We start from the raw sequence: 25141 nt of genomic DNA, 5'->3' as shown, positions 1-25141 counted from the left end.
CTCAACGAAAGCTAAGGAAATTCCATATTGGCTGCGTGGTGGCGGCGGCCACACTGCTGGCGTCTGGTTCCGCGCGCAGTTGGTCGCCGCGGCGCCTGGAGTTCGGCTTGCCCTGATTGATGGAAGCGGGTTGGGCGGCAAGTGCGCCGAGCAGAGCCGGGGCGGATGCACCGATGTTCACGGCGGTGAAGGCGTTCACGGGGATCGCTGAGCCGTGGAGCACAGCTAGGAAGCCGCCTGCAATAATCATCGTGAGCGTAATGAACCAGTAAAACTTGCTCTTTGCGTATTCCGGCAGTTGGGGACTTTCCTTCAACTTCCACCACCTGAGCATCTCGATCATGCATCCACCGCCCGCGCCGGCCAGGAACACCTGCCAGAACCCAACCACCTGCATGCCCCTCTCCCTTTTGCCAATCAAGTCGCGGGCAACGCTTAGCCACTGCTAACGGCTTGTTCTAGGCGGCGCGAGCGGGCAGAGGTCGCCGCTGAAGCGGCAGCCTTTGCCGGCTGCTTATCCACAACGCCTGCAAGACACGAAGGGTCCACACCAAATTCGACAAATACGACACTTTCGAGATCGACAGAAGTCTGTTATTCAATGTCGGAAATAAATTCCTGCACTTCGGCAGTCGATTCCGATATATGGCATCGGCTCTCGGTGGGCCGCCCTTAGAGGCGCTAGGCGCGGTTCGGCGTCCTCGCACGCCACTCGCTCATCGCGCCGTGCAGCGAACCACCTCAACCGCACACTGGACATGGGTTTGCAGGACGTGCCGCCGACACCAGGGAGCATCCGATCGACGCTGCTTCCCCTCGCCGCGGAGCGCAGTGGCTATCTAAGTGTCGTGCCGCGCCAGGCTCATGCACGGAGCGACACCGCTTGCCACGATCCGAAGTTGCTGGATCAAGCGTCTTTTATGCTGTTGACCAACTTGGCTCGGTAGCCGGTAAGGACCTGCTTTTATCGTCCGCTGTTTTCTTGGCGCCCACCCAAGAGCGGCCAGCCCGCTATCGGCCGGTCCAGCTCGCTCCGGAGTGCGCGGATAACGCCCCTCCCATGTCAAGGTGGTAGCAAAGCGGCAATTCTGCGAACAGTCCTGGAGCAAACTTGTACCTACCCGATCAACAAGCTATGGAACGCCTCGTCCGCTCGGCCATTTCCATCTAGCTCTCTAGATAGATTCTCAACCCAGTCGTCTCTCAATGATTCTGGATGTGAGGGACGCTCGAAACTCTTAGCCTGGCACGAGTGAACGGCTTTTTACTGGCACGGTCGGCCCTCTAGCGAGTGAGTTGTAAAGAGAAATTATGCCTTTGTTTCATCGATTTATTCAATCGTAACGAGCATGATGCTCGAGGGCAAAATCTCACTACGGGTAAGAAGGCTACTCGGCCGGAATGCAACTCGTCGATCGCTTCGATCCCCGGCAGCTCAACATGCGGCGGCCAACGGGCGCTTTCGCCTACGACCTGATTGTAATCGAGCGACCGCATGTCGACGGCCTGATTCTGGATCTGCTCAAGCGGCAGACATTTCCCTGCCGAAGACTTCGTCATCCGCAAGGACGGAGCTTGCCGCCTTTCCCCACAGCTCGCAAAGATGATCAAGATGGCCACTTCAGCTGATCCCGGGGGCCGTTATAGGTCGATCGACTGGCTCGCTAGAAGTTGGGCCGGGTGAAAGCTTCCACGAGAAGGTGTCATAAGTTTAGCCGCGGGTTGTTGTTTGATTCAGCAGCAAGAGCAGCAATTTGGACCACCTGCTTCGACCCCCTCGCCGTAGTCACAGCGCAAGCGACTTCCAGGAAGCGGACACTGAATGCCCGTCGCTGAGAATGGGCACTTCTCCGGCAGCCAATGCTGCCCGCAGAGGGAAATAGTTTACTGAAATTAAAACACTGTCTAATAATCAAAGTGCACCTCGGAGTCGGCCGCTTCAATGACTAGTGATGGATGGGCGGGAACTTTTGTAGGTCTGCTCGCGCTCGGTGTCACTGGAATCCTGGCGATCTCCCTGGCAGCTCTGAATGTTAAGGGCTTTTGGTCTCGGCCCCTCTGGCGAAGGGTGTCGGCAGTATTGTTTTTTGTGTCAATTGTCGGAGCGGGAGGGTTAGTGCTGGTAATGGTGGGGGTGTTTCCTTCAGTGCAGGGTGATCATGCGGTTTCAAACTCGACGGTCAGTGCGTCGAGCAACAGCGGTATCGTTACCCAAGATCAAACAGGCTCAAATACTGTAGGCAAGTAGGATGCGCACGGTGTACGGGTTGATATTAGGGCTGACCTTGATGGCACCTCTTGCGGGTGTTGCGCAGGACAATCCGACGATCAACGCGCCAAACAACAATGGTATCATCACCCAGGGTCAGAAAGGGAATAACTACCTCTATCAAGCGCCGCCGCCTTTGCCGACCGGCATCTATCAGCAAGGGCAGTTTGTAGGCTCATTTTCAGCGATAGAAGGACCGGCCAACGATCAAGTGACGTTGTTGAATCCGCGAATTTCAAGTGGTATCGTGGATCTGTCGCGGGATGTCGAAGTACAAGGACAAAAACTGCACTGCCCCCAACTTATGGCGCTTTACAGGCCTAACGCCATCATAGGAACGATTAACATCGTTATTGCTGGACCGGTGGCCTGCACCGTGGAATCCGATTGAAGAACGCCCCCAAAATTCTTGGAGACGCCCCTGATTCATTGGCTGACCTCATCCTTGGTAAGTGTCTGACTGAGAAAGGGTTGAGTGATTTCAGTGGGTTGTGATTCTATCGGATTGCGAGTCACGACGGAAATTACAATGGCCTGGACTGAAATCACTCGGCCGCAGTGTCGGCGTGCTGGGCTACGCTATGCAAGTGACCTGACGGATGCGGAATGGGCGATGATCGTGCCCTTCATGCCCGAGCGGCGCCGCTTCGGGCGGCGACGCTCCACCCAATTGCGGGCGGTCGTCGAGGCCATGTTCTACATCGCCTCAACGGGATGCCAGTGGCGCCAGTTGCCAAAGGACTTCCCGCCATACTCAACCGTGCAAGGCTACTTCTATGCCTGGGTTCTGGATGGACGCTGGGAATTGATCAACCATGCCCTGGTGATGGCGTCGCGCGAGAAAGCCGGGCGGCAAGCCAGTCCGACCGCCGGCGTCATCGATAGCCAATCGGTCAAAACCACAGAGAGTGGCGGTCCTCGTGGCTTTGACGCTGGCAAGAAGATCATGGGCCGCAAGCGGCATATCGTCACCGATACAGCCGGTCACCTCGTCGGATTGGTCGTGCATGTCGCCAGCATCCAGGATCGGGATGGCGCCGTGGCCGTGCTGGCTTCTATCCGCGGACTTTATCCCTGGTTGCGGCACATCTTTGCTGACGGCGGCTACGCCGGCGACAAGCTGCGTCACGCGCTGCTCGCCTTCGGCCGCTGGACGGTGCGGATTATCAAACGATCTGACGCAGCTCGGGGCTTCGAAGTCCTACCGAGGCGCTGGGTCGTCGAGCGGACGTTTGCGTGGCTCGGGAGATGCCGCAGGCTCGGAAAAGACTTCGAAACAAACCTGGCAAGTTCGACAGCATGGACCCTTATTGCCCATGTCCGGCGCCTTACCCGCACTCTGGCAAGACAATGATATCAGGGCGTCCATTCTGATCGGACTCTAAGAGACAGGAGTAGGATTGAACGCCGACAGCCTCGGTTCGTGACGCCATATCTGGCATAATGACGCCCCTCACCACGAAGGATTGGCTTGTCGCGGCCTCAGGACGGCTGTCGTCCAGATAATGCCATGCGGAAATGTCCGGTTTTCGACTATCGCCCGAAACCGGACTATTGGCTTCCCACCCATCTTGGACCTTCATCTTATTGCAATCACAACCTCTGGTTGACTGCACAACACCTTCTGAGACCAGCGGAGCCCCCATCAGTGAGGCTGACCCGCAGGCCGCCCCCTCAGCAAGAAGAGGTCGGGCAAAATCGTTCGGACGCATGGGGAGGGTAAAAAAAGCTAGCTTTCGGGCATCCGCGGGCCGGTGATTGTTCTCCAGCGCATAGCTTGGAGGTCCAGCCCCATATGACCTAGAAGGTGGGGTGTGGTCATCGGCGTATTTAATTTTAACGATCACTATACCCCCTCCCTGGAAGGGAGGGGTCGGGGGTGGGTCGCTTGGGCCGTGGTCGCCGAGTGGTTAAGCCGCGTGTCTCGCTTTGTCACGCCGACCCACCTTCGGCCCCTCCCTTCCAGGGAGGGGAGAAGATTGGTTCACGCTGCCAGCAAGCCATGAACGTCCGTGCCGGTGACCTCGGCTTCCACAATGTGGCCTGGCGTCGCGGACGTCGTCAGGCGGACCGGGCGGAAATGCTCGCAATGGCCGCTGGTCTCGGTTTCGGCCAGCACCCGCACCGTCCGGCCGATGCGGCTCGTGTCGAAGCGAGCGGCGGCGGCGGCACCCGCCATGCGTAGCCGAGCCGCTCGTTCCTTGCGGAGCGCCTTAGGCACGCTCGGCATCCGGGCCGCCGGGGTGCCGGCGCGTTCCGAATAGGGGAAGACGTGGAGCATGGTCAGGTCGGCATCCTCGACCAGCGCCAGACTTTCGGCGAAGGTTTCCTCGGTCTCGGTCGGAAACCCGGCGATAAGGTCGGCGCCGAAGGCGATGCCCGGCCGCAGATCGCGCGCGCGGGCGACCACGGCCAGCACGTCGGCGCGGAGATGCCGCCGCTTCATGCGCTTGAGGATGAGATCGGACCCCGCCTGGATCGAGAGATGCAGATGCGGCATCAACCGGGGCTCCTCGGCGATCAGCTTCCACAGATCCTCGTCGATCTCGCAGGGGTCGAGCGAGGACAGCCGTAGCCTCGGCAATTCGGGCAAAAGCGCCAGTAGTCGCCTTACCATCTGGCCGAGCGGCGGCTTGCCCGGAAGATCGCCGCCATAGCTCGTTATATCGACGCCGGTGAGCACGATCTCCTGATAGCCAGAACCGATCAGCGCCCGGCATTGGTCGAGGATGGCACCCAGAGCGACGCTACGGCTGGGACCTCGGCCGAAGGGGATGATGCAGAAGGTGCAGCGGTGGTCGCAGCCCTGCTGCACCTGCACGAAGGCCCGCGCGCGGCCGACGAATTCCGTCACCAGATGCGCCGCGGTCTCGGTCGCCGCCATGATGTCAGAAACGGCGGAGGGGGCATCCGGCGACCAATGCGCCGCGTCCAGCTTCTCGACGTTGCCCAGCACGCGGGAAACGCCGGGCAAAGCGCTCCAGGCAAGCGGATCGATCTGCGCGGCGCAGCCGGTGACGACGATGCGCGCGCCCGGCTGTTCACGCGATAAGCGGCGGATGGTTTGCCGCGCCTGCCGCTCCGCTTCGGAGGTGACGGCGCAGGTATTGACGATGATGGTGTCGCAGAGGCCGGCAGCGGCGGCGTGGCCTCGCATGACCTCGCCCTCATAGGTATTGAGACGGCAACCGAAGCTCAGAACCTCGATGGTCACGCCGCGAGGCTTTCGGCTGGGATCAGCGCGTCGAGGTCGATTTCTCCGGCGAAACTGGTCACCACCGGGCCGGTCATCAAAACGTGGCCGTCGTCCGCGCGCCACAAGATGTCGAGGAGTCCGCCGTCCAGGATCAGGCGTGCCGCGCGCCCGGTCAGGCCGCGCCTGGCGGCATTCACCAGTGCCGCGCAAGCGCCGGAGCCGCAGGCCAGGGTGAGGCCGGCGCCGCGCTCCCACACTCGCAGCCGGATGCGGTCGGGGCTTAGGACCTGGGCGAAGCCTATATTGGCGCGGTCGGGGAAAAGCGCGTTCCTCTCCAGGTCGGCACCCAGACGCTCGATGGCGTCCACGTCCTGCACGAAGAAGGTCGCATGCGGATTGCCCATCGAGCAGGCGGCAGCCGCGCGGCCCTCGAAGGATAGCGGCAGGTGCAGCGTGTCCATCGCGGCGGCCAGCGGCACCTCGGCCCAGCCGAGGCGGGGCGCTCCGAGGTCGACGGTGACGCGGCCATCGGGCAGCATGGTGGAGGGAAGGTCGCCGGAGATGGTGCGGATGGTCAGGTCGCGCCGGCCCGTCTCGGCCTGGAGCAAAGCGGCGACGCAGCGCGTGGCATTGCCGCAGGCGCCTGCCTCGCTGCCATCGGGGTTATGGATGCGCATAAAGACGTCCGCACCGTCGGCCGGTTCGAGGCTGATGAGCTGGTCGCAGCCGATGCCAAGCCGCCGGTCGGCCAGCAGCCGGATGCGGGCGGAACTGAGGCCGAGCACCCTCGACCGCCCGTCGAGCACGACGAAGTCATTGCCGGCCCCGTGCATCTTGATGAATGGAATGCCCATTGCGGTGTTTATAGAGGCCGGGGTCAGACCTCGGAAGAGCGATCAGCGGGACCCGCCAATGCTGCGGGACAAGGGAAAAGAATGACAACAAGACGGATTTTCACGGCAGCTCTGGCCGCCGTGGCGCTGGGCGCCTGGCCGGCGCTGGCGGCGGCTCAAACCACGTCTGTGGTGGGGCTTTGGAACGCCATCGACGACCATACCGGCAAGCCGCGCGCCGTGGTGCAGGTCTTCGACAAGGGCGGACTGCTCTACGGCCGGGTGGAACGCTTGCTGGATCCGGCCGATGCCGGCCGTCATTGCAATAATTGTTCGGGCGATCGCAGCGGCCAGCCGGTGCTGGGCCTCGAGGTGCTGCGGGGCATGTCGCCGGATGATGGGGAGTGGGGCGGCGGCACGATCCTCGATCCCTCGACGGGCAAGGTCTATCGCTGCCACATGCGGCTGAGCGATGGTGGCCGCATTCTCCATGTGCGCGGCTTCATCGGCATTTCGCTCATCGGCCGGTCGCAGACCTGGGAACGCATCGCGGGCAGTCCCGCTTAAGAAGTCTCTGGCGGCGGTGCGCAATTCCGAGCTTCGCATCCAGGCTTCACGCACTGCCGAACGACGTGCCGCGACGACCTTCTAAAGTTGTCGCGCCGCGTCAAGAGTGGGATTGTATCTAGAGCGCAACAAAGGAGGGCCTGATGAGCGCTTTCGTGACGGCGTCTTCCCCGATGGTGGGCTACCGGCTGCAATGGCAATGGCAGTCGCAGCCGGCGAACACCTCCAATGGGCCAGCTTCGACATCGATACACCACCAATTCGATCGGCAGACACACCAATCGTTGGAGGCGCAGGAAGGGAGTTCCAATGGTGACAGTGACTATGACACCGACGACGAAACCCCGCCGCTGCGCTGGGAGCTAGTTCTCCAACACGTAATGCAGGCTTCGGCCACCGCTTTCTAAGCACTTCGGGCGTCGCCGCGATCACCGAAGTGTTGCAAACATCATGTCCGGGGGATCTTGGACATGATGTTTGCTGTTGGGTATGTGTCCGGCCGCGTCAGCGCATCGGCGATAAATCTTTGGGACTCAGTAAGCCGATCTCACTAGATAGAAATTATATAGTCGCGATATAATAACGTTACTGGATCGCGCTGCCGAACCGTCTGTTCTAACTGCTGATCTAAATTAATTGGTGCGCATGCTTTCAATCGAAGGCCGCTGCCACCTGTGGCACGCCGCATCGGCTTCACATAATCCTCGTCGCCGTCACGATCGGCCCGCGCCACAATGGGTCGCCACCAACGAGAGGGTTATGATTATGGATCGCATGGATGCTCTGTCGCGGGTCGATGTAGCGGCTAACGTGACAGGGGCGCTTTCCGACGGAGCGGGGGCCGTGTTCGACGGAGGACGCATGCTGGCGGACCGCGCGGAGGGCCGGTTGAGACCGCAAACCTCGGCCGCCGGCTGAGGCACTTGCCGAGACGGGCCGGCTTGGCTATACGCCGCCCCTCATTCGTCTGTGCGCCAGGCCTGTGTGGGCATGCCTGGCCACGACGCTCGCCCGGGATCCCATTGGGGATCCGCTGGACGGGGCTTATCCGAAGGAGTTCGAAATGCCCAAGTTGAAGACCAAGTCGTCGGTCAAGAAGCGATTCAAGATCACGGCACGCGGCAAGGTTCTGGCCGGCCCCGGCAACAAGCGCCACGGCCTGATCAACCGCCCGCAGAAGATGAAGCGGACCAATCGCGGCTCCCAGACGCTCACCGACATGGATGCGAAGACGGTGAAGCAGTGGGCCCCCTACGGGCTGGTTTGAGGGAGCACTGAACCATGGCACGTGTAAAACGCGGCACGACTACCCACGCCCGGCACAAGAAGGTCCTCGCTCAGTCCAAGGGCTTTGTCGGCCGTTCCTCCACCAATTACCGCATCGCGCTCGAGCGTCTCGAGAAGTCGCTGCAATATGCCTACCGCGACCGGCGCAACAAGAAGCGGGAGTTCCGGGCTCTCTGGATCCAGCGCATCAACGCCGCCGTGCGTGAGCAGGGGCTGACCTATAGCCAGTTCATCTACGGGCTGAAGCTCGCCAATGTCGAGATGGACCGCAAGGTCCTGGCCGCCATCGCTTTTGATGACGCGACGACCTTTAGCGCCATCGTGAAGCAGGTGCAGGCCGTCCTCGAAGCCTCGCCCGCCGCAGCGGCAGAACCCGCCGCCGCCTGACGTCGCTGCCCGGAAACGGGCGCAAGCGTCGCGTGACAGAACCGAGGGCCGCCTGTTCGCAGGCGGCCTTTGCTGTATCGGAGCCCAGCCATGCCAGATGACATCGCCGCCCTCCAGGCCGAGGCCGAGGCGGCCATCGCCGCCGCCGCCGACCCGCGCGGGCTCGATGCGGTACGGGTGGCGTTCCTGGGCAAGCAGGGGCGCATCACCGGCCTGTTGCGCGGCCTGGGCCAGATTCCAGCTGATGAACGCAAGGCACGTGGCGCGGCGGTCAATGCGCTGCGGGACGGGCTTGAGGCTGTGCTCTCGATGCGGCAGGCGGTGCTGGACGCCGTGGCGCTCGATACCCGGCTGGCCAGCGAGCGGATGGATGTCTCCCTGCCACCGTCATTGGGGCCGCGCGGCGTCATCCACCCGATCAGCCGCACCATCGAGGAGATGGTCGCGATTTTCGGCGCCATGGGCTTCAGCATGGCCGAGGGGCCGGATGTCGAGACCGATTGGTATAATTTCGGCGCGCTGAACATGCCGGCGCATCACTCGGCACGCAGCGACATGGACACCTTCTACCTGTCCGGGATGGACGGCGGGCAGCCGCTGGTGCTGCGGACGCATACGAGCTCGGTGCAGATCATCTCGATGCTGTCGGAGCCGCCGCCGCTGCGCCTCATCGTACCCGGCCGCACTTACCGCGCCGATCATGACGCGACGCATAGCCCGATGTTCCACCAATGCGAGGGACTGGTGCTGGATCGCGGCATCACGCTTGGACATCTGAAGGGCTGCCTGACGGATTTCCTCCGTGCGTTCTTCGCTATCTCCAATCTGCCCGTGCGGTTCCGCGCCAGCTACTTTCCGTTCACGGAACCTTCCATGGAGGTCGATATCGGCTGGAACCGCCGCACCGGCGAACTCGGCGCCGGGGGCGATTGGCTTGAGATCCTGGGCAGCGGGATGGTGCATCCCAAGGTTCTGGCCAATTGCGGCATCGATCCCCGGGAATGGCAGGGCTTCGCCTTCGGGATGGGGGTGGAGCGGGTGACCATGCTCAAGCACGGCATCTCGGATCTTCGGCTGTTCTACGAGAGCGACATCCGCTGGCTGCGGCATTACGGCAGCTCGCCCTTCCAGCCGGCGATGTTGCATGAGGGGGTGTGAGGTCGTGACCAGTCTTAATCCCCAGGCCGCAATTGCACCGTCATGGCACGCGCAGGCGTGCCATCCGCGCCTTTTCTGCGCGGAGCAAGCAAGGCGTGGATCCGAGCGTGACGGGCGTATGCGCGTCGACCAAGTGGTTCTCAGCAGGATCTCGCAGCCATGAAGTTCACCCTCTCGTGGTTGCGCGACCATCTCGATACCAAGGCTGATCTCGCCTCCATCACCGACAAGCTCACCGGCGTCGGACTGGAGCTTGAGGGCGTGGCCGATCCCGGTGCGGCGCTGGCGCCCTTTCGCATCGCCCACGTCATCGAGGCGGTGCAGCACCCGAATGCCGATCGCCTGCGTGTCTGCACGGTGGATGCCGGCGAGGGACCGGTCTCGGTCGTCTGTGGCGCGCCGAATGCACGGACCGGCATGAAGGGGGTTTTCGCCCCGGTCGGTGCCGTCATCCCGGGCTCCGGCATGCTGCTGAAGGCGGGCGAGATTCGCGGCGTGGCCTCCATGGGGATGCTGTGCTCGGCGCGCGAGCTCGGCCTCGGCGAGGATCACGATGGCATTCTCGACCTGCCGGCCGATGCGCCGGTCGGTCGGTCCTACGCCACCTGGGCGGGGCTGGATGACCCGGTGGTCGAGATCGCGGTGACGCCTAACCGGGGTGACGCGCTGGCGATACGCGGCATCGCGCGGGATCTGGCGGCGGCCGGGATCGGCGCGTTGAAGACTTTCCAGCCGGAGGTTGTGGTCGGAAAAGGCGCAAGTTCCGTGTCTTGGAAGATTGAGATGCCACAGGTCTGCCCCTGGGTACTCGGACGCACCATTCGCGCCGTGAAGAATGGCCCGAGCCCGGCCTGGCTACAGGATCGTCTGCGTGCCATCGGCCTGCGGCCGATCAGCGCGCTGGTCGACATCACCAACTTCTTCACGATCGACCTCGGCCGTCCCCTCCATGTTTTTGATGTTGCGGCAATCTCAGGTGACACGCTGACGCTCCGCCCCGGCAACGGCGAGACCTTCCGCGCGCTTAACGGCAAGGACGTCACCGTCACGCCCGAGGATTGCGTGATTGCCGATGCCGCCGGGGTGCAGTCGCTCGGCGGGATCGTCGGCGGCGAGGCGACCGGCTGTACGGAGGCCACGACCGACGTCTTCGTCGAATGCGCCTGGTTTGATCCGGTCGCCATCGCACTGACCGGCCGGCGCCAGCAGATTTCGTCTGACGCCCGGTCGCGTTTCGAGCGCGGCATCGATTCCGCGCTGATGCCGGCCGCGATGGAAGCAGCGACCCAAATGATCCTGGATCTCTGCGGCGGGGAGGCGAGCGAGGTGACCTCCGACGGTGCGGAGCCCGCGTGGCGCCGCACCGCGAGTTTGCGCTTCGCCCGGCTCCGAGATTTCGGCGGCGCCGAGGTGCCGGAGGACGAGGCGGAAGCCATCCTGCGCCGTCTGGGCTTTGGCTTGGTCGGCCGAGATGCGGAAAGCATCACCGTTTCCGTGCCGTCCTGGCGCAACGACATCGCGGGGCGCGGCGCGCTGGAACCGGCGAAGGCGCTGAGCCCCGATCAGATCGCCCAGATGGAAGCCGGCGTCGCGGCCATCGAGCCCGAGGTCGATCTCATCGAGGAGGTGCTGCGCATCTGGGGCATCGACCGGGTACCGGCGGCGTCGTTGCCAGCGGCCTCCGCCGTGCCCAAGGCGACGCTCACGCCGCGCCAGGTCCGTGCCGCGACGGTGCGCCGCGTGCTCGCCGCGCGGGGCTTGTCGGAGGCGGTAACCTTCAGCTTCGCCGATAGCCGCGTCGCCGCGCGGTTTGGAGACACGGCGGAGGGGCTGCGTCTGGTCAATCCCATCGCCTCGGATCTCGATCAGCTACGCACCACGCCGCTGATCACCCTGGCCTCGGCTGCCGCGCGCAACGCGGCGCGCGGCTTCCCCGATCTCGGCTTGTTCGAGATCGGTCCCGCTTTCCGCGACGGCGCGCGCAATACCCAACAGGTTGTGGCGGCCGGACTGAGGACGGGCGAGACACCGCGCGATTGGGCGGAGCCGGCCCGGGGTGTTTCGGCGCTGGATGCGAAGGCGGATGTCTGGGCGGCGCTGACGGCACTGGGCGTGCCTTCGGAGGCGTTGAGCGTCTCAGCCGATGCGCCGGTCTTCTACCATCCGGGCCGCTCGGGCGTGGTGCGGCAGGGGCCGAAGACGGTCTTGGCGCAGTTCGGCGTACTGCATCCGAGCGTGGTCCGCGCGCTGGACCTTCCGACGGAGGCGGTCGCGTTCGAGATTTTCCTCGATGCGATTCCGGAGCCGAAGCGTCGTCGCAAGGTGGCGCCCGTGCTGTCGGCCTTCCAGCCGATCCGCCGCGACTTCGCTTTTCTGGCCGAAGCCGCGACGCCGGCCGATGATGTGCTGCGCGCGGCGCGCGGCGCGGTGCGTGATCTGGTGGCGAGCGTCGTGTTGTTCGACGTCTATCAGGGCGAGCGTTTGGAGGCGGGTTTCAAGTCGCTGGGTATCGAGGTGACGTTTCAACCTCGCGCGGCGAGCCTGACCGAGGCGGAGATCGAGGAGGCTTCGGCGAAGGTGGTGGCTGCGGTCACGAAGGCGACGGCGGCCCGGCTGCGGTAGAGTCTGAAACCTCGGAGATAATGACGCTTCGGCGCAGCGGCTCGATTGGGATCGAGCTGTCGCGCCGAGAGCGATGGTGCGTTCAGCAATTTTATGGATAGAAACGAATTATTTCCCGACTCGGCCCATTTGCCTGCGACGCATATCCTATGAAGATATTGAATTTTCGATTTCCACGCAAAAACAATCCATGTTGGTGGTGACTGCGTTCAAAGCGGCGATTGATGTTTAGTCTTTCATGCCCAACAAAAGCTTGCTGAAACGCGAGCGTTGGTCCTCACGTGTGCCTTCCTAAAGAAAATGCATGACTATGGAATCCGCTAACAAGACCTTTCCCAAGCAACGCCGGTTTGGGGGCGCCTCCCCGAGCCAAAGGAAAAAGCTCGCTCGGAGCGAGCTTCGAAATGATATATATCATTTCGATAACGATACAGAAAACAAAGAGTGCTTTAACGGTGTCGGCGCATACTGCGTTTTTCAGGAGGTTCTGATGCAAATAAATCCAGCTAGTGGTTCAACATGAAGTGAGGGGCCATGGAACGGCCCTCTAAAGAAATTCACTGTTCCCAAGAAAGGAGAAAAGCCACCCGTTGCTTCTCAGGTTAAGGACCGCACTCGATTCAATTTCCGACGAACTATTGGCGGATTGTTCGGGCGTCCGTCTCAGCGGCCTGCCGCTCATTCTCCCACCTACGTCCAGCCACCCACTCTTCCTCCCACCTACGGCCAGGTCCGACATCCTCAATTTTCCAATTACCTCGGTAACCTCCCAATCCCGCCGCAGGTCTTTGGCTATATTCCGACTCGCGTTGCGGGTGCTCCGTCGCTAGAGCAAGAACTGGAAAATCGATCGGCCGGCGGGGGCCGCGTAGGACAGCCCTAAATCTCTACCACTCCAGAAGATCCAAGCATAGGCTGCAAGGAGCGGGAGCTGTACAGGCTCCTGCTCTACCGCTAGGCCGTGTGGGCAGATTTAGCCAGCATCAGCCCGCATGCAAAACTGATCATCGCTCAGTAACTGATGTCGGTTTTTTTAGCGTGTCGCGACGCGTTTTAACCGCTCGAGCTTGCCGATTGTCGGTTTGATGATCGCCCGGAGCTTGTAAAGGCGTTTCGGGAGAAAGCCTCCTCTCTGCGCGGAGTTTTCGCGGCGCAAGATATCGGTGTGACACCGCGCACGAGTGCCGCCGCCGGTTGGCTTGGTTGTCATATCCATGGTCTGTCATCGCGATGCGCGCGCGGATGTCGGGCCGATGTCGAGCGACGTCTCGAATTGTGTGCTGTCGATGGTCTCGCCACCGGTTCGGGTCATCCTCCGCACTGCTCGTAGCAGCCTGCCACGCGAACCAGAGTGTTGAAGCTTGACGATCGCTGCTGCGGGTGGGGTCGAAAGCGAAAGGCTGGGATTTCCGGCGAAGCTCCGGCCTGGCGCAACTTGTTTCGGTTAAGAAGCGGGATCGCTGGCGGCGCGTCCTTTGGCTTGCAGGCTTAGGACTCAGCCCTTGCGGATCGTCTTCCATGCTTCCTTTTGCAGCCCTGCGAGCGGGACGCCGTGTTGAAGCATGGCGATTCGGCTATCCGCACAAATCCGATGCATGCCTTGCCTCGCCGCGAGCGACGCTCTCTAAAAGCTCGCAACGCGTGGAAGATGAGTGAAATGGCGGACCAAGATCTAACTTTCGTCACCGGCGCCACCGGCTTCGTCGGCGCCGCCGTGGCTCGCCTGCTGGCGCAACGCGGTTACCCTCTCCGCCTCCTGGTCCGCCGCGGTAGCGACCGGCGGAATGTCGCGGGCCTGCCGGCGGAATTGGTGGAGGGCGACCTCAACGACTCCCACTCCCTGCGGCGTGGCATGGCCGGGTGCCGCTGGGTCTTTCATGTCGCTGCTGACTATCGCATCTGGGTGCCCGACCCCGAGCCTATGCTCACCACCAATGTGGAATCGACGCGCGGCCTGCTGCGTCTCGCGGCCGAAGCGGGGGCCGAGCGGATCGTCTATACCAGCAGCGTCGCGGCGCTTGGCCTGACGGCGCATGGCGAGCCGCCCGCTATCGAGACGACACCGGTGATCTACAAGAAGATCGCTGGCTTCTACAAGAAATCGAAATACCTCGCCGAGCAGGCGGCGCTCGAATGCGCGGCGGAGGGCGTCCCCGTCGTGATCGTCAACCCGGCCGCGCCGATTGGTCCGGGCGATGTGAAGCCGACACCCACCGGCGCCATGATCCGCGATGCCGCGATGGGCCGCATGCCGGCCTATGTCGAGACCGGGCTCAGCGTAGTGCATGTCGATGACTGCGCCATCGGCCATCTGCTGGCGCTGGAACGCGGGCGCATCGGCGAGCGCTATATCCTGGGCGGCGACAACATCTCGATGGGCGAGGTGCTGGCCATGGTGGATAGCGTCATGGGCAAGCCGAGGCGGCGGGCGCGGCTGCCGATCGGCCCGCTGGTGCCCGCCGCCTATCTCGCGGAACGCATCGCCCGGCTGACCGGCGGCGAACCGAGGCTGACGCGCGACCACCTCAAGATGGCGCGCAAGATGATGTATTTCTCCTCCGCCAAGGCCGAGGCCGAACTGGGCTACACGCACCGCCCCGCTTTCGAGGCGGTGCGTGATGCCATCGACTGGTTCAAGACCGAGGGCTATTTCACGCGCCGCTAACCTCCCGGCGCTTGCCCGCTTCTGTCGCGCCGCAGGATGTCGACGGAGCGGCGGGGAGAGGCTATCTCGGCCGGTGATGATCCCGCTCGCCTTCACCATGCTCGCTTTGGCCGTTTGGATCGGCCTTATCCTGTTCCATGGCCGTTACTGGCAGGCCGGACCGATCCTGCCGCCGGTTGCGGCCGGGGTGGTGTTGCCGGCGGTCGATGTCGTTGTGCCTGCGCGGGACGAGGCGCCGACCATCGCCGCCGCCATCGGCTCCCTAACGCGGCAGGTGCTGCCCGGCGGCGCTCGGCTACGTGTCATCCTGGTCGATGACGGCAGTTCTGACGGCACCGCGGATTTGGCGCGCCAGGCGGCGGAGGGGGCACCGCATCCGTTGACCGTCATCACCGGCATGCCCAAGCCGGAGGGCTGGAGCGGCAAGCTCTGGGCGGTGCATCAGGGCCTCGGCGTGACGACCGCGCCGCTGGTGCTGCTGACGGATGCCGATATCGCGCATCAGCCGGATCATGTGGCGCGGCTGGCGGCCAAGGCGGAGGCGGGGGATCTCGACCTCGTCTCCGAGATGGTGCTGCTCAACTGCGAGAGCTTCGCCGAGCGGGCGCTGGTGCCCGCCTTCGTCTATTTCTTCCAGCTGCTCTACCCCTTCGGTCGGTCGGCGGATCCGCGCCATCGCCAGGGCGCGGCGGCGGGCGGCACCATCATGCTGCGCCGCCGGGCGATCGAGCGCATGGGCGGCATCGCGGCGGTGCGGGGCGCTATGATCGATGACGTGGCGGTCGGCAGTCTGGTGAAGAGCGGTGGCGGCCGCATCTGGCTCGGCCACACGAAACGGGCGAAGTCGATCCGGCTCTATCCGCATTGGCGCGACATCTGGGCGATGATCGCGCGCACCGCCTATGTCCAGCTGAAGTTCTCGCCGTTGCTGCTAGCGGGCACCATCTTCGGCATGCTGCTGGTCTGGCTGCTGCCGCCCGCCGCCGCGCTGTTCGGCCATGGCGCGACCCGCTGGTGCGGGCTGGCGGCCTGGGTGCTGATGGCTGGCAGCTTCCTGCCCAGCCTGCGGCGCTATGGTCTGACCCCGCTCTGGGCCCCCTTCCTGCCGCTCATCGCCTTGTTCTACATGGCGGCGACGGTCGGTTCCGCGGTCAACCATCTGCGCGGCCGCAGCGTGACATGGAAGAATCGGGTCTATGGCTGAGAGCGAGAACGTCGAGACCTGGTCCGGCAAGAACCGTGGCGACGAGAATTTCCCGGTAGGCTCGGTGCTGATCCGCAAGAATCTCCGCCGTCACGTCCACGCCTATTACGCCTTCGCCCGCAACGCCGACGATATCGCCGATAGCCCGGACCTCACGCCGGAGGACAAAGTGGCGCGGCTCGACATCATGGAGGCGGTGCTACTCGGCGCCCGCACCGGCGGCGCCCCGAGCGCGACTGCCTTGCGCGCCAGCCTGGCCGAGACCGGAGTCAATCCCGGCCATGCGACCGACCTGCTGATCGCCTTCCGCCAGGACGCCACCAAGCTGCGCTACGCCGATTGGGGGGAGTTGCTGGAATACTGCCGCTTCTCCGCCATGCCCGTGGGCCGCTACGTGCTCGACCTGCATGGCGAATCGATTGAGACCCATGCGCCGTCGGATGCGCTTTGTGCCTCGCTGCAGGTGCTCAACCATTTGCAGGACTGCCAGAAGGATTTCCGCGATCTGAACCGCAGCTACCTGCCCGAGGATATGCTGCGCGGCGCTGGTCTCGACGTGAACGCGGTACAGGCCTCGGCTGAGACGCCAGCGCTGCGGCGGGTTTTCGCGATGCTGCTCGACCATTGCGATGCGCTCAACCGGGAGGGCGCCGCTTTGCCGCGCCGCGTCCGGTCTCGGCGGCTGCGGATCGAGACTGCGGTCATCAATGGCCTGGCGCGACGGCTGGCCCGACGATTGCGGCAGGGCGATCCTTTGGCGCGACGCGTTAAGCTAACCCGGACCGATGCGCTGGCGGCGATGCTCGGCGGTCTCGGCGCCTTCGCATGAGCCTCGCCGATCTGCAGACGCCGCCGCTGGGCGCGGCACCCGCTGACCTCACGGCAATCGAGACCCTGGTGCGGAAGTCCGGCTCGTCCTTCTACCATGGCATGCGGATGCTGCCGCCGGAGCGGCGCGCGGCGGTCTATGCCATCTACGCCTTCTGCCGCGTGGTCGATGACATCGCGGATGAGCCCGGCGCCTTGGTCGCCAAGCGGGAGGCGCTGGATGGCTGGCGCGAGCGCGTCAATTCTCTGGCCGACGGCCGCGCCGATGAGGCGGTGAGCCGGGTGCTGCTGCGGGCCTATCGCGCTTACGATCTACGCATTCCCGATTTCCTGGCGATCATCGACGGCATGCAGATGGATGCCGAGCGAGAGATCGTGGCGCCGTCCCTGGCGACGCTCGACCTGTATTGCGACCGCGTGGCGAGTGCCGTGGGGCGGCTGGCGGTGCGGGCCTTCGGTGATGCTTCGGCGGCGGCGGACCGGGTGGCGTATAACCTCGGGCGGGCGCTGCAACTCACGAATATCCTGCGCGACCTTGCCGAGGATGCCGAGCGGTCGCGGCTTTATCTGCCGCGCGAGTGGCTGGCGGAGGCGGGGGTGCCGCCCAATCCGGCGGCGGCGCTGACCTCGCCGGGTTTGCCTGCTCTGTGCAAGCGCGTCGCGGCTTTGGCGCGCGACCATTATCGCGGTGCCGAGGAGGCGATGGCGCAATGCGATCAGCGCGCGATCAAGCCCGCGCGCATCATGGCGGCGCCTTATCGGGCTTTGCTGACACGGATGGAGCGGACGGGCTTCGCGCGGCCTGCGGAGCGGGTGAGTCTGCCGACTTGGCTGAAGCTGTGGTTCGCGGTGAAGGTGATGACCGCTTGAGGTTGCGGTGGCACCTGAGCGGACCCACCCCCAGCCCCTTCCTTGGAGGGAGGGGAGCTTCTGTCTTCACCCCTCCCTGCAAGGGAGGGGTTGGGGGTGGGTTCTTGGGTGGCGGCAACCCCGCGTGACCGCGAGCCATATCCACATCATCGGCGCTGGCCTCGCGGGCCTGGAAGCGGCGATGCGGCTGGTGGAGGCCGGGGGGCGGGTGACGCTGCATGAGGCCGGCCCCGCGGCTGGTGGACGCTGCCGCAGCTATTTCGACCGCAGCCTCGGACGGCGGATCGACAACGGCAATCACCTGCTGCTGTCGGGCAACCGGGCGGCAGCGGCTTATCTCGCGCGGATCGGCGCGAGTAACAGCATGGTCGGCCCGCGCGACCCGGTTTTTCCCTTTGTTGACCGCGCCGATGGGGCGCGCTGGGTGCTGCGGCTGAGCCGAGGGCGGCTCCCCTGGTGGCTCTTCGATGCGGGCGCCCGCGTGCCGGGCACTCGGCCGGGCGACTACCTCGCGCTGCTTCGGCTGCGCGGCGCTCGGGGGTCAGTCGCAGAGGCCATCGGCGGCAGCGGGACGTTGTATCGTCGATTGCTCGAACCGCTCGCCATCGCCTCGCTCAACACGCCGCCAGAGACAGGGCTCGCTTCGCTCTTACAGGCCGTGGTGGCGGAGACGCTGACACGCGGAGGCCAAGCCTGCAGGCCCCTGGTGCCGCGCGACGGTCTCTCCGAGAGCTTCATCGATCCGGCGATCGCCTGGCTTGCCGCGCATGGTGCCGAGACCCGTACCGGGCGGCGGCTGCAGGCGATCGAGGCCGAGCAGGGCAGGGTGACGCGGCTGATCTTCGCCGACGGGCCGGTGATAGTCGGCGCAGGGGATGCCGTGGTGCTGGCTGTGCCGGCACCGGTGGCGGCGGATCTGCTGCCGGGCCTCGTCGCGCCGGATGCTTTCGAGGCGATCGTGAACGTCCATTTCCTGGCCGAGGCACCGCCGCCTCCGCCAGAGGCGCTCTTCGTCGGCATCGTCGGCGGTGTCGCCGAATGGGTTTTCGTGAAGAACGGCGTCCTCTCGATCACCATCAGCGCCGCCAACCGGCTGGTGGACGAGACGCCGGAGCAGCTGGCGGAACTGACCTGGCCCGATGTCCGTGCCGCGCTTCCCGGCCTGCCGGAGGCGCTGCCCGCCTGGCGCGTCGTCAAGGAGAAGCGCGCGACTTTCGCCGCTACCGCTGACCAGGAGAGGCGCCGCCCGGCTGCCGGTGGCAGCGGGCTCGCTAACCTGGCGCTTGCCGGCGATTGGACAGCGACGGGGCTGCCCGCCACGATTGAGGGTGCCATCCGCTCCGGCGATGTGGCCGCCGCGCAGATATTACGGCATAATTAAATTCGCCATGCCGCATGATCTCGCCCCGATGACCGCCGCCGTGACCACCGAAAGCCTCAGCGAGGCCATCGGCCGGGCCGAGCAGGCACTGCTGCACCGCCAGAATCCCGATGGCCATTGGGTGTTCGAGCTGGAGGCGGATGCGACGATCCCGGCGGAATATGTCCTGCTGGAGCATTACCTCGACCGCATCGACCCGGTGCTGGAGGCCAAGATCGGCCTCTATCTCCGGCGCATCCAGGGCGCCCATGGAGGCTGGCCGCTCTATCACGCGGGCGCTTTCAACATTTCCGCCAGCGTGAAGGCGTATTTCGCGCTCAAGGCACTCGGCGACGATCCGGACGCGCCGCATATGGTGCGGGCGCGCCAAGCGATCCTCGCGGCGGGCGGGGCCGAGCGGACCAATGTCTTTACCCGCATCCAGCTCGCCTTGTTCGGTGAGGTGCCGTGGCGTGCGGTGCCGGTCATGCCGGTCGAGATCATGAGCCTGCCGCGCTGGTTCCCCTTCCATCTGCTGAAGGTGAGTTACTGGTCCCGCACGGTGATCGTGCCGCTGCTGGTGCTGATGGCGCTGAAGCCCAAGGCCCGTAACCCGCGCGGCATCACGATTTCTGAGCTCTTCGTGACGCCGCCCGAGCAGGTGCGGGATTGGATTCGCGGTCCCTATCGCAACGGCTGGGGCCGCTTCTTCAAGGCGGTGGATGCGGTGCTGCAACCGCTGGAGCCGCATTTCGTCAAAGGCAACCGTCAGCGCTGCATCGACCAGGCCGTCGCCTGGGTGGGTGAGCGGCTGAATGGCGAGGACGGGCTTGGGGCGATCTACCCCGCCATGGCCAATAGCGTGATGATGTATGACGCGCTGGGCTATCCGGCCGACCATCCGCAGCACGCCATCGCCTGGGAATCTGTCCGCAAGCTGCTGCATGAGGGCGATGAGGCGGGTGAAGTCTATTGCCAGCCCTGCCTCTCGCCGATCTGGGATACGGGCCTGGCAGGCCACGCGGTGGCCGAAGCGCGCGGTGCCGCGACGGCCGAGGTCGATGCCGCCTGCGATTGGCTGCGGGCCCGACAGATCACTCAGGTGCGCGGCGACTGGGCCGAAACGCGGCCCGACGCGCCGCCCGGCGGCTGGGCGTTCCAGTATAACAACGACCACTACCCCGATGTGGATGACACCGCCGTAATCGGCATGTTGCTGCACCGCCAGGGCGATCCGGCGCATGAGGCGTCGATCGAGCTGGCCCGGCAATGGGTCATCGGCATGCAGAGCCGGGGCGGCGGCTGGGGCGCGTTCGACGCCGATAACGACCACGATTTCCTCAATCACATCCCCTTTGCCGATCACGGCGCGTTGCTCGACCCGCCAACTGCCGATGTGACGGCGCGTTGCGTGTCCTTCCTCGGCCAGCTCGGCCATGCCGAGGACCGGCCGGTGATCGACCGCGCGCTCGACTATTTGCGGCGGGAGCAGGAGGCGGCTGGCTGCTGGTTCGGCCGCTGGGGCACCAATTATATCTACGGCACCTGGTCGGTGCTCTGCGCGCTCAATGCCGCCGGCGTGCCGCGCGAGGACCCGATGGTCGAGCGGGCGGTCGCCTGGCTGCTCGCCCGTCAGCGGCCGGAAGGCGGCTGGGGCGAGGATTGCGCGAGCTACGAGGGCGCACCGCCGGGCGAATACACCGACAGCCTGCCCAGCCAGACCGCCTGGGCGGTGCTCGGCCTGATGGCGGCCGGGGAGGCGGAGCATCCCGCGGTGGCACGCGGCGTCGCCTGGCTCGCGAGCCAGCAGAAGGCCGACGGGGAGTGGGACGAGGCGCCCTACAACGCGGTCGGATTCCCGAAGGTTTTCTACCTCAAGTACCACGGCTACCGGCTGTTCTTCCCGTTGCTGGCGATGGCGCGCTTCCGCAACCTTCGTCAGGCCAATAGCCGGCAGGTCGCTTACGGGTTCTGACGCGGAATTAGCCGACTCGAGCCTCTGAGCCGCCTCGACCATTTCGTTTTCGATCCACTAAAATATTAAAAATCGTCCATACCAGGGACGGTATTATTCTGACTATGGAGCGATCTCATTCGGGTCTGGGTCGACATTCCCGTATTCTGCTGCCACGCGCTAATCGTTGCGGCGTTTCTATCGAGTAGCAGCCAGAATAGCGTTGGATTCAGTATCAAAACAATTTTCGTTGTTCAATGGAAAGCACTGTGAGCATGACGTTGGTTTTCTGAATCACTAATTAACCGTGAGCGGCAGGTAGCGAACCTGCATGGTGCCGGCTGGTATATCTCTCATTTCGCCTCCCACCAATTTTTACGCATTTTCAACAATCCGAGCGGAAAAGCGGACCGACGACCAAACCGGGTTGCGACCGCCTGTCGAGGCAGTTGCCGCGATCCTCGCAACTGCCGAAGGAAGGAAAGATCATGTCGGCCATATCTCCGCAAATGCGTCTGCAAATGCTTCCAGGGAACTCTTCGCAGAGTGACGCGCCGTCGCCGCCGTTTGATCTGGCCCGACGAGGACGGCGGTTTCTTCCGCCGTTGATTCACCTCAATCATCACCATTGCGTCCACGTTCATTTTGACCCGCGCAAGCCGGTACCTGCCCGCCTTAGAACCCAGGTCACAGTTGCCCAGCCCAAGCCGGTACCTGCCCGCCTTGGAACCCAGGTCACAGTTGCCCAGCCCAAGCCGGTACCTGCCCACCTTAGAACCCACGTCATAGTCGCCCAGCCCGCGCCTGCGCCGCTTGTGACCCGCGGCACAGTCATCGAACCGACGCGACATCCGGCCAACCCACAGCCAACACCCACCGTTGCCCCGCATCACCATAGGCACCAGCCAACTCGGGCCGAGTCGCCGGTCACGCCATCATCTACTCATTCGAGACACAGGCCGTCACACCACGCGACGGTCCCTAACCACCGGAACTATGCCGAATTTACCGACCCCCTCGCTCCAGGTGTGCTCGAAGATGACCACACGCTCGAGGTCTTTACGCTTATTAAAAATCTCGGCCGGAGGGAGAAAGCATCATGAATGAGATTAAGCCAATCGATCCGAACTCACGAGCCATCGAGCTGGTGCAGGGGCCTGGCGAGCGTTTCGAAGTCCGAAGGCAGGGTCCGACGCCGATCCCGCTGTCGGAGTTACGCAGCCCACCGATCGTCAATTCCAGGAAGCCCGAACTTAATTACCCCAAGGCGCTCGAAGCCATCCTGAAGAACCAGTTTCTATTGAAAGAGCGAATCAGGAAACTTCGGGAGGAGGTCGAGAGACTGCGAGCTAATTGCCCATAACGTCATGCAAGACGAGCAACCGCCCATCGGAACAAGCCTTGGCGATCCAAGACGGAGACGCTGAGTTAATGCGCGCCGCGTGCGCGGCGGCGCGACGCAACTAACCTGAAGGGTCGTCTTCATCCACGGCCAGTGCGCCGAAAGTGAAAGAGCTTGAACATGGCCAGCAAAAGTTCAATTTCCAACTTGCCTCGAAGCAATGCGAGGCCCCGAACGGAACGGGCGGCAACCGCCAGATTCGAGGGCCACCTCGTCGAGAGCAGAAAGAGGCGACTGGATCTGCCCACGGAAATCAGACGGATACTCAAAGAACAGGTGTGGATGGGCAAACGGCTGGCGAGCGTCGAGTTTACGCTGCGGCTGGAAAACAGTACCCATTATCGACGTGTTAGAGGAGAACTACATCGCTTTGCTCGGCAACACGAAGCCCCGCCAGTTCCAGGTATAGCGACTGAGTTGGGCGAACTTATCGCTTCGAATTAGATGCCTTGTGTTCTAGCGAAGTTCTTTGGCGCCGTAAAGTTGCTTTTGGCTCAACGCCGCTCTTTGCGTAGGCTCAAAGAAACCAAATGTTAACACAATAGCACTCAATACTGAGCGTTCTTCGACAGACTTCGCTTTGGCCTGTAACTCATAAGGATTTGGTCATGGGATCTATCGACGGGGTATGGAACTGCGCGGTCGAGCAAGGGCGTTACCAGACAGTGCCACACGACTTCCAGCCGAAGCCAGCAAAAGCACGAGAGTCACTGTCTCCCCGGACACCTAGCCTGACACCGTCGCTTCAGCGGCGGAACTCGTATACCACGTTGGCCCTTGATGTCGATCCTGAGCGCAGGCCCCATTTCAAAGCCGTTGCATTGGCGATGCACAAATATGCGAAAAGCGGCTCTCCACCTTTGTTGCCGCGCCGGTTTTCCTCGGGCTTGAAGACAGCAATCGGCGACTTTCTTGGCCCCATTTTGTTGCCCGTCCATCGATAGTAGCGTTTGGCGAAGCGCGGATCCTCCGCGGAGCGCTAGCAGATGAGCGGGGCGCGGTCGGGGAGGCCGGTTTAGTCGAGTGAGCCGCCGTGCTCTCGTTGTCTGCGTTCTAAGGGAGACCCGGATCATTTGGTGATCCGGGCAATTATTGGAACTCGCAGCGACACACGAGGAGCGCGCATGCCGTTGCGTGACGTCTGTTGAGATGCATCCAGCTGTCATTCGCGGCGAATGCCAGTGTTGCGATTCCTCGCGAAAAGACTCGCCGTGCGCTGAGGTTTTGGCGTCCGCTGCAAAGACTTTAACCTGGATGGAATGGCCTGGCGGGGCGCCAAGTCTGCTCAGAATAATCGTCAAATTTTCATTATTATTTCGTATCATGAGTTTTCCGAAATGTGAACATTGGAGGCTCGTGATGGGCGTTTCAAAGGTGAGTGGTCGCCCGGCGGTCGAAAGTCCAAGCACGGGAACTACGCAGCGCTTTAACGTGCGCGAGCAGATGCGACCCCTTGCTCGTGCCAACCAAAAGCAGGGCAACGAGGTCCGTACGAATGTGCGGAACGCGGATCCGTATGTACGAGCAGTTCCACACGATCCTACCCATGATGAGACCGAGAGTCTCCGGCAGCAGGTTGAGTTTTCGTTGGAAATTCTTGAAGATCTCGCTGTATTCTTGCCGAAGACAAAGGCGCTAATACACTTGGGGAGATGTGCACTCAACAAAAACGTTCTGGAAGGCGACCTCAAGCGTGCGAGAAAAGGTGTCGAGAGAGTCAAGAATGTCGCTCACGAGATTGCGGCTTCTGTCGGGCTAGCCTGAACAAATCCGCGCCCGAGAGATCTTTTTCGGATATTCGAGACGCCGGACGCCCGCTGGGTTAGTCTGACCGTGTGATTCACTGCGCGCTCATTGTCGGCATGGCTAGCGAGGCGCGGATCGCCCGGCGGTCCGGGCTGTCGATCGCGATTGGCGGTGGCACACCCCAAGGCGCGCGCGTAGCGGCGGAGCAGCTGCTGCAAGAAGGCGCGCGAAGCCTCGTCAGCTTTGGTCTTGCTGGTGGCTTGGATCCCGCGCTCACGCCTGGTGATCTTTTGGCGGCCGAGACAGTGTTGTCGGGCGGGCGGCTATTCCCTTGCGACGCGGCGCTCGTGCGGCGTCTCGGCGTCCGGAGCGTCCCGCTGTTGCTCGCAGGGGACGCCATCGTGGCGACCGCCCGCGAAAAGGCTCGCCTCTATGCCGAGTCCGGCGCGGCGGCGGTGGATTTGGAGAGCGGCGCTGTCGCCGAACTCGCCACCGAGGCGGGAATACCCTTCGCGGTCCTCCGCGCCATCTGTGACGGAGCAGACCGGAACCTGCCGAGAGCAGCCATGGAGGGGTTGGACTCGGCGGGGCGCATCGCCCCGTTCAAGCTCGTTGCGGCTTTGCTCCGCGATCCGGCGCAGATCTTTGGGCTTATCGCGCTCGGGAGAGATGCTGCTCGCGCACGGTCCGCGCTGCTTAAAGCGGCGCCAGGACTGGCCGCGCTAGGACGCTAGGCCAAAAGCGCCTGTCGGCATCAGGAGCGAGGCGCCGAAATGGCCTCGCCCCTCAGGCA

General features: G+C 63.5%; 20 protein-coding genes. 17 read left to right on the top strand and 3 right to left on the bottom strand.

Features of this window, described 5'->3' with window-relative positions; genetic code table 11:
* Window position 1: 1 nt before the first annotated feature.
* The gene (locus GSQ92_RS01155) at window positions 2-397 is read right to left on the bottom strand and encodes a hypothetical protein (RefSeq protein WP_159012839.1); all 396 of its coding nucleotides are present in this window, start codon (window positions 395-397) and stop codon (window positions 2-4) included.
* 1852 nt (window positions 398-2249) lie between these two features.
* On the opposite strand from GSQ92_RS01155, the gene GSQ92_RS01150 reads away from it, so the two are divergent.
* Both GSQ92_RS01150 and GSQ92_RS01145 read left to right on the top strand, forming a co-directional pair.
* Window positions 2250-2660 carry a hypothetical protein gene (locus tag GSQ92_RS01150; protein ID WP_159012838.1) on the top strand — a complete coding sequence of 137 codons (411 nt, stop codon included), beginning with the start codon at window positions 2250-2252 and terminating at the stop codon, window positions 2658-2660.
* Between the two features lie 138 nt (window positions 2661-2798).
* Window positions 2799-3623, top strand: coding sequence for an IS5 family transposase (locus GSQ92_RS01145; RefSeq protein WP_159012837.1), 825 nt, complete (start codon window positions 2799-2801; stop codon window positions 3621-3623).
* A gap of 630 nt (window positions 3624-4253) precedes the next feature.
* Here GSQ92_RS01145 and mtaB read toward each other — a convergent pair.
* Together mtaB and dapF are read right to left on the bottom strand one after the other, a co-directional pair.
* Entirely contained in the window at window positions 4254-5483 is a 1230-nt protein-coding gene (gene mtaB / locus GSQ92_RS01140) for a tRNA (N(6)-L-threonylcarbamoyladenosine(37)-C(2))-methylthiotransferase MtaB (RefSeq protein WP_158801059.1), read from the bottom strand.
* Window positions 5480-6319: a diaminopimelate epimerase gene (gene dapF / locus GSQ92_RS01135; RefSeq protein WP_158801058.1), complete on the bottom strand. Its 840-nt coding sequence runs from the start codon at window positions 6317-6319 to the stop codon at window positions 5480-5482. The genes mtaB and dapF overlap by 4 nt, the downstream gene beginning before the upstream one ends.
* 81 nt (window positions 6320-6400) lie before the next feature.
* Here dapF and GSQ92_RS01130 point away from each other — a divergent pair, with 81 nt between their 5' ends.
* The 15 genes from GSQ92_RS01130 to GSQ92_RS01060 all read left to right on the top strand — a co-directional run bounded on the left by GSQ92_RS01130 (window position 6401) and on the right by GSQ92_RS01060 (window position 25082).
* On the top strand, window positions 6401-6865 hold the full coding sequence (locus tag GSQ92_RS01130) for a DUF2147 domain-containing protein (protein ID WP_158801057.1): 465 nt from the start codon (window positions 6401-6403) through the stop codon (window positions 6863-6865).
* Window positions 6866-7008: 143 nt separating this feature from the next.
* On the top strand, window positions 7009-7272 hold the full coding sequence (locus tag GSQ92_RS01125) for a hypothetical protein (protein ID WP_158801056.1): 264 nt from the start codon (window positions 7009-7011) through the stop codon (window positions 7270-7272).
* A gap of 352 nt (window positions 7273-7624) precedes the next feature.
* Window positions 7625-7783, top strand: a complete 159-nt coding sequence (locus GSQ92_RS01120; protein WP_158801055.1) for a hypothetical protein — start codon at window positions 7625-7627, stop codon at window positions 7781-7783.
* Window positions 7784-7928: 145 nt separating this feature from the next.
* Complete coding sequence (gene rpmI / locus GSQ92_RS01115) at window positions 7929-8132, top strand: 50S ribosomal protein L35 (protein ID WP_158801054.1); 204 nt, start codon at window positions 7929-7931, stop codon at window positions 8130-8132.
* 14 nt (window positions 8133-8146) lie between these two features.
* A complete protein-coding gene (gene rplT / locus GSQ92_RS01110) occupies window positions 8147-8539 on the top strand; it encodes a 50S ribosomal protein L20 (protein ID WP_158801053.1) in 393 nt (130 codons plus the stop codon).
* Between the two features lie 90 nt (window positions 8540-8629).
* Window positions 8630-9697 (top strand): phenylalanine--tRNA ligase subunit alpha, encoded by a 1068-nt coding sequence (pheS, locus tag GSQ92_RS01105; protein ID WP_158801052.1) that lies wholly within the window; start codon window positions 8630-8632, stop codon window positions 9695-9697.
* A gap of 159 nt (window positions 9698-9856) precedes the next feature.
* Window positions 9857-12319 carry a phenylalanine--tRNA ligase subunit beta gene (pheT, locus tag GSQ92_RS01100; RefSeq protein ID WP_158801051.1) on the top strand — a complete coding sequence of 821 codons (2463 nt, stop codon included), beginning with the start codon at window positions 9857-9859 and terminating at the stop codon, window positions 12317-12319.
* Between the two features lie 1657 nt (window positions 12320-13976).
* Window positions 13977-14984, top strand: coding sequence for a hopanoid-associated sugar epimerase (gene hpnA / locus GSQ92_RS01095; RefSeq protein WP_158801050.1), 1008 nt, complete (start codon window positions 13977-13979; stop codon window positions 14982-14984).
* A 76-nt stretch (window positions 14985-15060) separates the two neighbouring features.
* Window positions 15061-16188: a glycosyltransferase gene (locus GSQ92_RS01090; protein WP_174246612.1), complete on the top strand. Its 1128-nt coding sequence runs from the start codon at window positions 15061-15063 to the stop codon at window positions 16186-16188.
* The gene (gene hpnC, locus GSQ92_RS01085) at window positions 16181-17017 is read left to right on the top strand and encodes a squalene synthase HpnC (protein ID WP_158801048.1); all 837 of its coding nucleotides are present in this window, start codon (window positions 16181-16183) and stop codon (window positions 17015-17017) included. Before GSQ92_RS01090 ends, hpnC begins: the two co-directional genes overlap by 8 nt.
* Complete coding sequence (hpnD, locus tag GSQ92_RS01080; protein ID WP_158801047.1) at window positions 17014-17886, top strand: presqualene diphosphate synthase HpnD; 873 nt, start codon at window positions 17014-17016, stop codon at window positions 17884-17886. The genes hpnC and hpnD overlap by 4 nt, the downstream gene beginning before the upstream one ends.
* A gap of 124 nt (window positions 17887-18010) precedes the next feature.
* Complete coding sequence (gene hpnE / locus GSQ92_RS01075; protein WP_256367061.1) at window positions 18011-19267, top strand: hydroxysqualene dehydroxylase HpnE; 1257 nt, start codon at window positions 18011-18013, stop codon at window positions 19265-19267.
* 7 nt (window positions 19268-19274) lie between these two features.
* Complete coding sequence (gene shc / locus GSQ92_RS01070; RefSeq protein ID WP_158801093.1) at window positions 19275-21221, top strand: squalene--hopene cyclase; 1947 nt, start codon at window positions 19275-19277, stop codon at window positions 21219-21221.
* A 1078-nt stretch (window positions 21222-22299) separates the two neighbouring features.
* Complete coding sequence (locus tag GSQ92_RS01065; RefSeq protein ID WP_159012836.1) at window positions 22300-22563, top strand: hypothetical protein; 264 nt, start codon at window positions 22300-22302, stop codon at window positions 22561-22563.
* Window positions 22564-24437: 1874 nt separating this feature from the next.
* Window positions 24438-25082: a hypothetical protein gene (locus GSQ92_RS01060; RefSeq protein ID WP_256367060.1), complete on the top strand. Its 645-nt coding sequence runs from the start codon at window positions 24438-24440 to the stop codon at window positions 25080-25082.
* The last annotated feature ends 59 nt before the right edge of the window (window positions 25083-25141 follow it).

Origin of the sequence: Acidisoma sp. S159 (assembly GCF_009766125.1) — a bacterium.
Classification (GTDB): domain Bacteria; phylum Pseudomonadota; class Alphaproteobacteria; order Acetobacterales; family Acetobacteraceae; genus Acidisoma.
This window is presented reverse-complemented; position numbering and strand designations above follow the sequence as displayed.